The sequence below is a fragment of the Burkholderia sp. PvR073 genome (genome assembly GCF_054055695.1).
In genome coordinates, this window is the sequence record NZ_JBSRXO010000021.1 from 17,244 (window position 1) to 30,255 (window position 13,012).

Below are 13,012 nucleotides of genomic sequence, written 5' to 3' on the forward strand. Positions count from 1 at the left end.
CATCGAAGGAGACGCCGGTGAGCGTGAACATTCCGAACTTCGTCCAGGGCAACAAGAAACTGCTGATCGGCGGCAAATGGGTCGAGCCTGCCGGCGGCGAACATATCGAAGCCATCAATCCGGCCACCGGCGAGGTGCTGTGCCAGATCGCGAAGGGCGGCACGCAGGACGTGGACCGGGCCGTCGCGGCCGCGCGCTGCGCATTCGAGGGACCGTGGAGCCGCTTCACGCCGCACGAGCGGCGCAAGCTGCTGCTGCGCGTGCATGACGTCATTCTCGACCACTTCGACGAGCTTGCGCTGATCGAGACGCTCGACATGGGCGCACCGCTGGCGCGCACGCGGGGCTACAAGGAATGGCTGTCGCAGCTGCTGCAGTTCTACGCATCGCAAACCGGCGCAGGCGCGGTGCAGACCGCGCCGATGTCGATCGCGCCCGGCTTCACGGCGCTCAAGCAGCTGATGCCGGTGGGCGTGGTCGGCGGAATCATCCCGTGGAACGGCCCGCTGATGGGGCTGTGGTGGATCTATGGCCCCGCGCTGGCCACGGGATGTACGGCAGTGCTCAAGCCGGCCGAGGATGCGTCGCTGTCATCGTTGCGCGTGTCCGAACTGATGATGGAAGCAGGCGTGCCCGACGGCGTGATCAACGTCGTGACCGGCTACGGCAAGGACGTCGGCCAGGCGCTGGCCGAGCATCCGGACGTCGACCGGGTCGCCTTCACGGGCTCGGTGGGCACCGCGCAGGCGATCGTGCGCGCGTCAGCCGGCAACCTGAAACGCCTGCAACTCGAACTCGGTGGCAAGTCGCCCGACATCGTGTTCGCCGATGCCGACCTGGACAAGGCCGTACCCGGTGCGGCGATGGGCGTGTTCACCAACACCGGCCAGGTGTGCGTGGCCGGCACGCGCATCTTCGTGCAGCGCACGATCCACGATGAATTCGTGCAGCGGATCGCCGCGTTCGCAAAGACGATCCGGATCGGCGACGGTCTTGCACCCGATACGCAGATCGGCCCGCTGATCTCGCAGCGCCAGCTTGAGCGCGTGATGCACTACGTCGACATTGGCGGCAAGGAAGCCTCGCTCGTGCAGGGCGGCCAGCGTCCGGGCGGCGCGCTCGCGCGCGGCTACTTCGTCGAGCCGACGGTGTTCGCCAATGTCAGCAACGACATGACCATCGCGCGGGAAGAAATTTTCGGGCCCGTGGCGTCGGTGATCCCGTTCGACACGATGGAGGACGCGCTGCAACTGGCGAACGACACGCCTTACGGCCTGGCCGGCGGCGTGTGGACGAACAGCCTGTCGACGGCGCACAAGGTCTCGCAGGGTATTCGCTCGGGCACGGTCTGGGTCAATTGCTACGGCGTGATCGATCCGGCCGTGGGCTTCGGCGGCACCAAGATGAGCGGCTACGGATGGAAGGGCGGGAAAGAGCACGTTGAGAGCTTCCTGTACCCGAAGGCCACTTATATCAATCTGGGTTGAGCCGGCAAGCGGCCGTTGCTCGACCCGTCAGGAGACACAAACATGAAAGGCGTAGTGTTCAGAGGCGAAAGGACGCTGGAGATTCTGGATTTCGAGGACCCCACACCCGGCCCCGGCGAGGCCGTGATCGAGATGAAGGCGTCCGGCATGTGCGGCAGCGACCTGCACTTCTATCGCAACAAGCCGGCCGATGTGATCCGGTCGCTGGGCTTCAAGGATCTGGCGTCGCGCGGCATGTCGGAGGACACGCCCATCATCGGCGGCCACGAGCCTTGCGGCCAGATCGTCGCGGTCGGCGCCGGCGTCGATCCGCGCGTGTTCAAGGTCGGCGATCGCGTCGCGGTGTTCCACTACGAAGGCTGCCTGCATTGCGACCACTGCCGCACCGGCTGGACGCAGATGTGCAGCCACGGCGCGGACATTCACGGCGTGATCAAGCACGGCGGCCACGCGCACTACATGAAGGTGCCTGCGACGTCGCTGGTCCACCTGCCAGACGAAGTGTCGTACGCCGCCGGCGCAGCTATTTCCTGCGGAACGGGGACGGCCTGGGGCGCGCTCCTGCGCCTGAACATCAGCGCGCGCGACACGCTCGCAGTGTTCGGGCTAGGCCCGGTCGGCCTGTCCGCCGTGCAGTTGGCAGCGGCGATGGGCGTGGAAGTCATCGGCGTCGACATTGCGGCCGATCGCGTCGCACGCGCAAAGGAGTTCGGCGCGACTCACGTAATCGACGGCAGTAAGCAGGATCCCATCGAAGAAATCCAGAAGCTCACCGGCGGCCTGGGCGTGACCTGCGCGATGGACTGCGCGGGCGGCGAAGTGCCGAAGCAGCAGGCCGTGCGCAGCACGCGCCCGTGGGGCCGCATCGCACTGGTGGCCGTGGGCGGCAACCTCAACGTCGACGGCATGAAGGACGTGATCGGCAAGCAGCGCACCATCATCGGGTCCTACACCTTTTCGGAAGTCGGCATGAAGGAATGCATCCACTTCGTGGCGGATCACGGCGTGGACGTCGACAAGCTGTTCACCGATTACTGGAAGCTGGAGCAGGCCGACGAGGCCTACCGGCTGTTCGATGGGCAGGCGGGGGGCAAGGGCGCGTTCCTGTTCTGATTCAGCGGAAGAAAGGAGACTGAAGAATGGCGAGATTTGCCCGGCAGGGGATCGAGGATCCGATGGCCACACTGTGCCGCATGGCGCTGCAGACGCAGTATGAGGATCTGCCGGCCGACGTGGTGCGCCATGCCAAGCAAACGTTGCTCGACGCAATGGGCGTCACCATCGGCGGCTCGGCAATGGAGGGCATTCCCGAGATCGTGTCGCTCGTGAAGGAACGCGGCGGCAACCCGCAGACGCCGCTGCCCTTCTACGGCGGTCGCGTGCCCGCCCACGAGGCGGCGCTGGTCATGGGGCCGATGCCGCGCGCGATGGACTGCGGCGATCTGCACGAGGAGGCCGGCCACGTCACCGAATACGTCGTGCCGACGTTGCTGGCGGCCACCGGCCTGTGCGGCAACGTGTCGGGCAAGGCGTTCCTGGCCGCGATGGCGGTGGGCCAGGAAACGCTCGTGCGGATCGGCACCGCGTACAAGGTGATCAACCGCGCGATCAAGCACCACGAATGCGGCGGCCACTACATCTTCGGCGCGGTGGCCGCCGTGGGCAAGCTGCTGGGGCTTACGCAGGAGCAACTGGAAAACGCGCAGGGAATCGCGCGCACGATGACGCAACCCAACACGATGGGTATCTATTCGCCGGCCACGCTGATGGTTCGCATGCATCACGGCCTGGTGAGCCAGGCCGCGATCACGTGCTGCCAGCTCGCCCAGCGCGGCATTACCGGCCCGCGCGCCGAGGTGCTGCTCGGGCCCAAGGGCTATCTGAGTACCGCACGCTGGGAAACCGATCCCGATTTCATCCTGCACGAGCTGGGCGAGCACTGGGAGATGGAGAACATCATCACCAAGGGCTACAGCGCCTGCTATTTCTCGCATTCGTCCATCGATGCGATCCGCGCGCTGATGAAAGAGAACGGATTCGGCGCGGCCGATATCGCCAGCATCCACATCGAGACGTCCACTCCGAGCTGGCGCGCGGTGTGCGAGCCACAGGACAAGAAGTGGCATCCCGTCACGGTGCCCGAGTGTCAGTTCAGCCTGCCTTATGTGGTGGCGATCGCCGCGTTCGACGACAAGGTGTTTCTCGAATCGTACAGCGACGCGGCGCGCGCCCGCCCCGAGGTGCGGGAACTGATGACGCGCATCACAGCCGAGGAGAACCCGGACGTGTCCGATTGGGGTGCGCGGATGGCCGTCAGGCTGCGCGACGGGCGCAAACTCAAGAGGGAATGCGTGTACGTGAAGGGCCATCCTCGCAACCCGTTCACGGAGGAGGACTTCATCGCCAAATTCAGGCTCTGCGTGCCGTATTCCGTTATCGAACTGTCCGCGCAGACCATCGACAGGATGATCCACGACGTTCTGCACCTCGACGAAATGGACGACGTGGCCAGCGTGCTGCTCGATCCGCTTGCGCCTCCCGGAATCTGAGGTCCGGGTGAAGCGGGAAGTTCACGCCGGGGGGATTGCGATTCTTCCGGCCTAAAAAAAGATTCAGGAGACCCCATGCATTCGCTCGAGCAGGTCACGATGGCCAAGGTGTTTAGACGCCTGGTTCCGTTTTTCATCCTGTGCTACTTCATCTCGTTCCTGGATCGCGTCAACGTTGGCTTTGCCAGCCTCCAGATGAACGATGCCATCGGCTTGACGCCGGCCCAGTACGGGCTGGGATCTGGACTGTTCTTTCTGCTCTATTTCGTATTCGAGGTGCCGTCCAACCTGCTGCTGGTGCGCGTGGGCGCCCGCATCTGGATTGCTCGCATCCTGATTACCTGGGGGCTGATCTCGGGTGCCACGGCCTTCGTGGTCGGTCCGTGGAGCTTCTATGCGGTCCGCCTGCTGCTCGGCCTTGCCGAAGCAGGCTTCTTTCCCGGTGTCGCGTACTGCCTCACATTGTGGTTTCCGTCGGCCTACCGTGCTCGCGTCATGGGCTATTTGCTGGTGGCCGCGCCGCTGTCGTCGGTGATCGGCTCGCCCATCTCCGGCATGTTGCTGGGGCTGCACGGGCTCGACGGCCTGGGAGGTCTGCAAGGCTGGCAGTGGATGTTCCTCATCGAGGCCGCACCGGCCGTCATTCTGGGCTTCGTGACGTTGCGATACCTGAAGGGGGCGCCGCATGACGCGCACTGGCTGCACGCGGACGAACGCGCATGGTTGAGCACTCGCATGACGAGCGAAGACAGCCGGCGTCGCGACGATCACGACATCCCGGTGGCTCGGGTGTTCAGCGACAAGCGCGTGTGGATGCTGGCGGCCATGGCGTTCGGCTTCTTCCTGACGATCTACGGCGTGGGGTTCTTCCTGCCGCAAATCGTCAAATCGTTCGGTCTGACCAATGTGCAGACCGGCTTCGTCACGGCAATTCCCTATCTGATTGGCTCGGCGAGCCTGGTGTTCTGGGCGCGGCGTTCCGACCGGGCAGGAGAACGGCGCTGGAACATCGCGATTCCGGCGCTCATCGCCGCGGTGTCGCTGGTGGGGGCCGGCTTGATCGATGCGCCGGTGCTCAAGCTCATGTTTTTCTGCCTGGTTGCGTTCGGCGTGTTTGGCGCGCTGCCCGCATTTTGGGCGATCAACACGGATTTGCTGTCCGGTGCGGCCGCCGCGGCCAGCATCGCGTGGATCGGTGCTGTCGGCAACCTGGGTGGCTTCGCCGGGCCGTACTTGTTGGGCGTGACCAAGACAAGAACCGGCGGCTATGCGGCGGCCCTGATGCTGATGGCCGTGGTCGTGTTGATCGCCGCAGGCATCGCGCTTTCGGTGGGGCGACAACACCGCGCATACCGCCATGCATGAAGCGATGTGGCCCGGGAGCGTGCCGGGCCATCCATTTTCGATTATCAAGGAGACTGCTATGACCGTTACCCGCGAGACCCGGCCCGTCGCGCCGGACAACTGCCCGCCGCTCGAGCAAGCTGTGGTGCGCTTCATCCAGGAACTGAAATACGAGCATCTCGACGCGCGCGCGCACGCCGGTATCAACCGGCTGATGCGCGATCAGATCGCGTTGCAGGTCGGTATCTCGAAGCTGCCGTGGTCCGAGCAGCTGCTCGCCTATGCGATTGCCCAGCAGCGCCCGGGCAACAGCCGCGTGAGCGCGTCGGCGCTGACGATGAGCGCGGCAGATGCCGCCTTTGTCAATGGCTCGTACGGCCACGGCTTCGAATACGATGACGCGCATGGTCCCAGTTACAGCCACCCCGGCAGTTGCGTGATTCCGGCCGCGCTCGCGATCGGCGAGGAGCTGGGCTCGTCGCTCGAGGACATCATCGTCGCGATCGTGGCCGGCTACGAGGTCTATGCCCGTATCGGCATGCTGGCGGCGCCCGATCTGCTTCAGCGCGGCTATCACCCGCACGGAACGTTGTCCAATTTCGGTGCGGCGGCCGTGGCGACCAAGCTGCGCGGCTTCGACGCCGAGACGACGCTGCACGCGCTGGCAATCGCGCTGAGCCACGTTTCGGGCACCACCGAATACACGTCCACCGGTGGCTCGATCAAGCGCATTCACGCCGGCATCGGCACGCGCAACGGCATGGCGGCGGCCGACATGGCCCAAGCCGGCATCACGGGCCCGCGTGCGTTCCTGAGCGGCAACAAGGGCTTCTTCCGCACGTTGCTGCAACGCCCGGCAGGCGAGGCGGCCGAACGGCGTTTCGTCGTCGACCGACCTTTCGAGATCGGTACGGTGTGGCTCAAGGCCTACTGTGCATGCTACTGCACGCATGCCTATATCGATGCGCTGCGGCCATTCGCGGCGCGCCGGGATGAAATCGCCGACGTCCACCTGAAGATCACGCCGCACTTCAATGTCGTCGTCGGCACGGCCAATGCCAACGCGTACGAGCCGAAGAATATCGAACACGTGCAGTTCAGCCTGCCGATCCAGGCAGCGTTCACGCTGCTGGGCAAAGGCAACGGTTACCCGATTCATCGCGACTACCTGGCCGGCAAGGTGGACATGGCGCCCGTCATCGAGATGGCGCGCAGCATCCGCATCACCGAGGAGCCCGCGCTGGAAAAGCAGTATCCCGGCAAGTTCGTCGCCGACGCAACCGTGACGTTCAAGGACGGCCGTACCGAGCATGTGTTCGTCGGCGACCCGATCGGCACCGACACGAATCCGATGCCCGAGGCTGAGCAGGACGCGAAGTTCATGGATCTGACCACGGATGTGCTGGGCGCCGAACGGGCCCGGCAACTGCTGGCCGCGCTGCGCGAGTTGAACCCGGCGCTGAAAGCCGCCGAGCTGACCCGCATGTGGGCCGTGGAACGCTGATCGGGAACCTGGACGGGGACGCGTGAGCGTCCCCCGGTTCAAAACGATGGGCGGCATCTGGTTACCAGATGCCGCCCATGTCTTTTTCCCGGGGGCAGCTACCCGCCGGAATGGCCGGCCCGCCGCGTTCGGGGCGAGCCACGCGATGGTCCGAGTCGGATCCTCGCTGTCGCGGTTCTCGCCGCGGCCGCGCCGGAATTGCGCGCGGCGATCATTTTTGCGTGCTGGCGACGATCGTCTCGGCCACGCGGATCACCGGCAGATCGACCATGCGGCCGTCCAGGCTGAACGCGGCGCCGCCGTGTTTTGCGGCTTCGTCGAGCACGCGGCAGGCCCAGGCCTGCTCGTCTTCCGAATACCCCATGGCTTCGTTCACGCCGGCGACCTGGGCCGGGTGGATGCACAGCTTGCCGCCGAACCCGAACGCGCGTGCGCGCCGGGCATCGGCCGAGAGGCGTTCGGCGTCGTCGGTGCGCGTGGTCACGCCGTCGATCGGCGCGGGCAGCCGGGCGCGGCGCGACGCCGCGACCAACGCATTGCGCGCAAAGGCCAGTTCCGGTTCGTCGGGTGTCGCGCGCATGCCGAGGTCGAGCTGGAAATCGAGGTGACCGAACGCGATACGCGCGACCTGCGGGTCGCGCGCCAGCGCGTCGGCATTGTCGAGTCCTGCAAGCGATTCGATCAGCGCCACGAGGCGTGCTTCCGCGCCGAGCTGTTCCGCAGCGCGACGCAGCGCATCGGCGTCTTCGGACTTCGGCAGCATCACGGTCACGCCGTGCTTCGTCCAGTCGCGCAGCAGCGCGATGTCCGCGTCGTGCCACGGCGTGCCGACCGCGTTCACGCGCACGGCGGTACGCGCGCGCTGCTCGATCGTCAGTAGCGGCAGGTGCTGCGCGAGTTGCGCGCGTGCGCTGTCCTTGCTGTCCAGGCCGACTGCGTCCTCGAGGTCGATGACGATGCAGTCGGCCGCCGAATCCAGCGCCTTGGCGAAACGCTCGGGGCGAGTGGCAGGCACGAACAGGAGACTGCGCGCGTGCTGCATAGGGAAGAGGGGGGTGGTCATGGTTCAGATCACGTTGGCGGCGCGCAATTGTTCGATATCGGCGTCGGTGCGCCCGAGTTCGCGCAGGATTGCCGCGCTGTGCTCGCCCAGCGCGGGCACCGGATCCATGCGCACGTCGAAGCTGTCGATCGTGGCGGGCGGCAGCAGCGCCTGCAGTTCGCCGGCCGGCGAGTTGATGGTGCGAAAACGCTGGCGTGCATGCAGTTGAGGATGCGTCCAGAGATCACTCACCTGATTGACGGCGGCGTTGGCGATCTGCGCGTCGTCCAGACGCGCAATCACCTCCTGCGCGGTGAGGTCGGAAAACGCCTGTTCGATCACGACCTTCAGTTCCGCGCGGTGTTCCACGCGGCGCACGTTGGCATCGAAACGCGGGTCGGTCGCGAGTTGCGGGTTGAGCAGTACGACGTCGCAGAACACTTTCCATTCGCGCTCGTTTTGCAGGCCGAGCATCACCACCCGGCCATCGCCCGCCGTGAACGGGCCGTACGGGTAGATGGTCGCGTGCGCTGCGCCGTTGCGACCCGGTGGCTGCTGGTCGTCGTACGCGTAATACATCGGAAAACCCATCCACTCGCCGAGCGCTTCGAGCATGGAAATTTCCACGTGCGAGCCCACGCCCGTGAGGCTGCGCTGCAGGAGCGCGCTGAGGATCCCCGTGTATGCATACATGCCCGCCGCGATGTCGGCAATCGAGTTGCCGGCCTTGCTGGGCTCGTCGGCCGTGCCCGTGATCGACAGGAACGCCGCCTCGCTCTGGATCAGCAGGTCGTAGGCTTTCTTGTCACGGTAGGGCCCGTCGGCGCCGTAACCCGAGATGTCACAGACGACCAGCCGCGGATGCTTCGCATGCAGCGCGTCGAATGATAGTCCCATGCGCGCGGCCGCACCGGGTGCGAGGTTCTGCACCAGCACGTCGGCCTGGGCCACCAGTTCACCCAGCACCTCCTGCGCGGCGGGTTGCTTCAGGTCCAGCGTGAGACTTTCCTTCGACCGGTTGGTCCATACGAAGTGCGACGCGAGACCTCGCGTCCGGTGATCATAGGCGCGCGCGAAATCGCCCACGCCAGGGCGTTCGACCTTGATGACGCGAGCGCCCAGGTCGGCGAGCTGGCGTGTGCAGAAGGGTGCGGCGATCGCGTGTTCGAGCGTGACGACGGTCATCCCGCTCAGGGGGCCTTTTCGAGCTTGCATGATCGGATCGTTATTCCAGTTCGACGCTGGCCTGCATGGCCAGCTGTCCTTGCGGGCCGCGTGCCCACAGGCGAGCGGCATGGGTTTCGAGCTTGCCGTTCACCGTGAACGGCGCGGTGTCAAACAACGGGCTGACGGCCTTGAACTCGAAGCTGCGAATGGTTTTGGCGGGGTGCATGCGGCGCAGTTCCTCCATCAGCAGCATCGCGATCAGCGGGCCGTGCACGACCAGGCCCGGATAGCCTTCTTCCTGTATCGCGTAGGGCCGGTCGTAATGAATCCGGTGGCCGTTGAAGGTGAGGGCGGAAAAGCGCATCAGCAGCACCGGATCGGGCGTGACGACGCGTGAATACTGCTCGTCGGTCGGCGCCGGTGCCGGCTGGGATGCTGGTGCACCGGCCGCGGCGGGGGGCGGCGCGTTGCGATACACGATGTCCTGCTCTTCGCGGATAGCCACGCCGTCGGCGTCGCCGATTTCGTGCTGCACGGTGACGAAAACCAGTTCGCCGCTGCGGCCGGACTTGCTTTGCACGCTGCGGATCGTGGACCGGCGTTGCACGGACGCATCGACGGCCAGCGGGCGCAGGAATTGCAGCCGTCCGCCGGCCCACATGCGGCGCGGCAGCGTGACGGGCGGCAGGAAGCCGCCGCGCTGCGGGTGACCGTCGACGCCGATGTTCGACTGTCGCTCGCCCGGCAGGAAGTACAGCCAGTGCCACAGCGGCGGCAGCGTCGCAGGCAGTTCGGATGCGTTCGCGTAGTCCAGTGTCGCCTGCAGCAGACGGACGGGGGCCCGGGTAATCTGGTCCGCACAGTCTTCGCTGCGACCGACCCACGCGTCGAAGGATTCGGAGGGTTCGAGACTCATGGTGTTTCGTGCGCGATGGTTGAAGCGTCGGACAGGCGGCGCCTGCATGTCAGGCGCCGCCCGCCATTGCCGTCAGAGTGCGTTGACCAGCTCAGGCACCGCCGCGAACAGGTCGGCTTCGAGGCTGTAGTCGGCCACGCTGAAAATCGGTGCTTCCGGATCCTTGTTGATCGCGACGATCACCTTCGAATCCTTCATGCCCGCCAGATGCTGGATCGCACCCGAGATGCCGACCGCGATGTACAGCTGCGGTGCCACGATCTTGCCGGTCTGGCCGACCTGGTAGTCGTTCGGCACGAAGCCCGCATCGACTGCCGCGCGCGAGGCACCCAGTGCCGCCGACAGCTTGTCCGCCAGCGGCTCCAACACCTTCGTGTAGTTCTCGCCGCTGCCCAGACCGCGGCCACCCGATACGATGATCTTCGCACTGGTGAGCTCCGGACGGTCCAGCTTCGTCACTTCGCGGCTCACGAACTGCGACTTGCCGGCATCGGCCGCCGCTGTGATTTTCTCGACCGACGCGCTGCCGCCTTCCGCTGCCACCGGATCGAAACCCGTCGCACGCACCGTGATGACCTTGATCGGGTCGCCCGACTGCACCGTCGCGATCGCGTTGCCCGCGTAGATCGGGCGCTCGAACGTGTCTGCCGACACAACCGCCGTGATCTCGGAGATCTGCGCGACGTCCAGCTTCGCGGCGATGCGCGGCGTGACGTTCTTGCCGTAGGCGGTAGCCGGCACGAGGATGTGCGAGTAATCCTTCGCAATGTTCAACGCGGTCGCTTCGACGTTTTCCGCGAGGCCCGCTTCGAGCTGCGGTGCGTCGGCCAGCAACACTTTCGAAACGCCGGCAAGCTTCGCCGCCGCATCTGCTGCGCCTTGCGCATTGTGGCCCGCGACCAGCACGTGAATGTCGCCGCCGATCTTCGCTGCCGCCGCCACCGTGTTCAACGTCGCGGCCTTGATCGACGCGTTGTCATGTTCTGCAATCACCAGAATCGTCATTTCTTTGCGCTCCCTCTTACAGCACCTTGGCTTCGGTCTTCAGCTTCTCGACCAACGTCTTCACATCCGGCACCTTCACGCCGGCTGCGCGCTTCGGCGGCTCGACCACCTTCAGCGTCTTCAGACGCGGCGCGACATCCACGCCGAGGTCTTCCGGCTTCACGGTTTCCAGCGGCTTCTTCTTCGCCTTCATGATGTTCGGCAGCGTCACGTAGCGCGGCTCGTTCAGGCGCAGGTCGGTGGTCACGACCGCCGGCAGCGTCAGCGACAGCGTTTCCGCGCCACCATCGACTTCACGTGCAACGGTTGCCTTGCCATCGGCGATCGTCACCTTCGACGCGAACGTCGCTTGCGGCAGGCCGGCCAGTGCGGCCAGCATCTGGCCCGTCTGGTTCGAATCGTCGTCGATTGCCTGCTTGCCGAGAATCACCAGTTGCGGCTGCTCCTTGTCGACCAGCGCCTTCAGGATCTTCGCGACGGCCAGCGGCTCGACGCTGTCGTTCGATTCGACCAGGATTGCTCGATCCGCGCCGATCGCCAGCGCCGTACGCAGCGTTTCCTGCGCTTGCGCCACGCCGACCGATACGGCGATCACTTCGGTCGCCACACCGGCTTCCTTCAGGCGTACGGCTTCTTCAACCGCGATTTCGTCGAAAGGGTTCATCGACATCTTCACGTTCGCGAGGTCGACGCCGGTGCCGTCTCCCTTGACGCGAACCTTGACGTTGTAGTCCACCACGCGCTTGACGGGTACGAGAATCTTCATGGAAAGGAGTCCTTCTAGAATCAGTAGGAACGGGGGAGCTGCAGCACGTGCTCGGCCACATGCCCCAGGATCATGTTGGTGGAAATCGGCGCGACCTGGTACAGGCGCGTTTCGCGGAACTTGCGCTCCACGTCGTATTCGCACGCAAAGCCGAAGCCGCCGTGCGTTTGCAGGCACGCGTTGGCGGCTTCCCAACTCGCTTTCGCGGCCAGATACTTGGCCATGTTGGCCTCGACGCCGGCGTTCTGGCGCGCGTCAATCTTCTCGCACGCACGCCAGCGCATCAGGTTCGCCGCTTCCAGCTCGATGAACGACTCGGCCAGCGGAAACTGGATCCCCTGGTTCTGCCCGATCGGGCGGCCGAACACCTTGCGCTCGACCGCGTAGTCGCGCGCCTTCTCCAGGAACCAGTAGCCGTCGCCGATGCACTCGGCCGCGATCAGCGTGCGCTCGGCGTTCAGGCCGTCGAAGATGACCTTCAACCCCTTGCCTTCGGTGCCGAGCAGCGCGTCTTCCGGCAGCTCCAGGTTGTCGAAGAACAGTTCGTTGGTCTCGTGGTTGACCATGTTGAGAATGGGGCGAACCGTGAGGCCGTTGCCGATTGCCTTGTCCAGCTCGACGATGAAGCACGACAGCCCGTCGCTCTTCTTCTGCACCTGGTCGAGCGGCGTGGTGCGCGCGAGCAGGATCAGCAGGTCGCTGTGCTGGACGCGCGAGATCCACACCTTCTGGCCGTTGATGACCCAGCGGCCGTCCTTCTTCACGGCCGTGGTCTTGAGCTTGGTGGTGTCGCTGCCAGTGGTGGGCTCGGTCACGCCCATCGACTGCACGCGCAGTTCGCCCGCCGCGATGCGCGGCAGGTAGCGCTGTTTCTGCGCTTCGGTGCCGCTGAACACGATCGTGTTCATCACGTACATCTGGCCGTGGCACGCGCCCGAATTGCCGCCGGAGCGGTTGATCTCTTCCATGATGACCGACGCCTCGGCCATCGACAGGCCCGGGCCGTCGTATTCCTGTGGAATCAGCGCGGCCAGCCAGCCGGCCTGCGTGAGGGCCGTGACGAAGGCCTCGGGGTAGCCGCGGGCCTCGTCGATCTTGCGGTGGTATTCGGCCGGAAACTGACTGCACAGGCCGCGTACCGCGTCGCGGATTTCCTGGTACTGGTCGGGGGCGGAAAAAATGGAGGCGCTCATGAATCTTGTCTCGTCATTGGCATGGGTTGAGTCCATAAT

At 65.3% G+C, this 13,012-nt stretch carries 11 protein-coding genes; 5 read left to right on the forward strand and 6 right to left on the reverse strand.

Annotation, left to right across the window (positions count from 1 at the left end):
• The first annotated feature begins 17 nt into the window (after window positions 1-17).
• The 5 genes from ACVK00_RS33265 to ACVK00_RS33285 all read left to right on the forward strand — a co-directional run bounded on the left by ACVK00_RS33265 (window position 18) and on the right by ACVK00_RS33285 (window position 6,884).
• The gene (locus tag ACVK00_RS33265; protein WP_284901857.1) at window positions 18-1,487 is read left to right on the forward strand and encodes an aldehyde dehydrogenase family protein; all 1,470 of its coding nucleotides are present in this window, start codon (window positions 18-20) and stop codon (window positions 1,485-1,487) included.
• 15 nt (window positions 1,488-1,502) lie between these two features.
• Window positions 1,503-2,600, forward strand: a complete 1,098-nt coding sequence (locus ACVK00_RS33270) for a zinc-dependent alcohol dehydrogenase family protein (protein WP_284901855.1) — start codon at window positions 1,503-1,505, stop codon at window positions 2,598-2,600.
• An 80-nt stretch (window positions 2,601-2,680) separates the two neighbouring features.
• A complete protein-coding gene (locus tag ACVK00_RS33275) occupies window positions 2,681-4,036 on the forward strand; it encodes an MmgE/PrpD family protein (RefSeq protein WP_284901853.1) in 1,356 nt (451 codons plus the stop codon).
• Window positions 4,037-4,111: 75 nt separating this feature from the next.
• Window positions 4,112-5,401, forward strand: a complete 1,290-nt coding sequence (locus ACVK00_RS33280) for an MFS transporter (RefSeq protein WP_284901851.1) — start codon at window positions 4,112-4,114, stop codon at window positions 5,399-5,401.
• Between the two features lie 58 nt (window positions 5,402-5,459).
• Window positions 5,460-6,884 carry an MmgE/PrpD family protein gene (locus tag ACVK00_RS33285; protein ID WP_354123334.1) on the forward strand — a complete coding sequence of 475 codons (1,425 nt, stop codon included), beginning with the start codon at window positions 5,460-5,462 and terminating at the stop codon, window positions 6,882-6,884.
• A 211-nt stretch (window positions 6,885-7,095) separates the two neighbouring features.
• Here the strand turns inward: ACVK00_RS33285 and ACVK00_RS33290 are convergent, their stop codons facing one another.
• The 6 genes from ACVK00_RS33290 to ACVK00_RS33315 all read right to left on the reverse strand — a co-directional run bounded on the left by ACVK00_RS33290 (window position 7,096) and on the right by ACVK00_RS33315 (window position 12,973).
• Complete coding sequence (locus ACVK00_RS33290) at window positions 7,096-7,947, reverse strand: HpcH/HpaI aldolase/citrate lyase family protein (RefSeq protein ID WP_284901847.1); 852 nt, start codon at window positions 7,945-7,947, stop codon at window positions 7,096-7,098.
• Between the two features lie 3 nt (window positions 7,948-7,950).
• On the reverse strand, window positions 7,951-9,141 hold the full coding sequence (locus ACVK00_RS33295; RefSeq protein WP_284901845.1) for a CaiB/BaiF CoA transferase family protein: 1,191 nt from the start codon (window positions 9,139-9,141) through the stop codon (window positions 7,951-7,953).
• Between the two features lie 10 nt (window positions 9,142-9,151).
• On the reverse strand, window positions 9,152-10,009 hold the full coding sequence (locus ACVK00_RS33300) for an FAS1-like dehydratase domain-containing protein (RefSeq protein WP_284901843.1): 858 nt from the start codon (window positions 10,007-10,009) through the stop codon (window positions 9,152-9,154).
• Window positions 10,010-10,081: 72 nt separating this feature from the next.
• Entirely contained in the window at window positions 10,082-11,014 is a 933-nt protein-coding gene (locus ACVK00_RS33305) for an electron transfer flavoprotein subunit alpha/FixB family protein (protein WP_354123333.1), read from the reverse strand.
• A 16-nt stretch (window positions 11,015-11,030) separates the two neighbouring features.
• Entirely contained in the window at window positions 11,031-11,780 is a 750-nt protein-coding gene (locus tag ACVK00_RS33310; RefSeq protein WP_354123332.1) for an electron transfer flavoprotein subunit beta/FixA family protein, read from the reverse strand.
• A gap of 20 nt (window positions 11,781-11,800) precedes the next feature.
• Window positions 11,801-12,973, reverse strand: a complete 1,173-nt coding sequence (locus ACVK00_RS33315; RefSeq protein WP_284901555.1) for an acyl-CoA dehydrogenase family protein — start codon at window positions 12,971-12,973, stop codon at window positions 11,801-11,803.
• Window positions 12,974-13,012 lie beyond the last annotated feature (39 nt).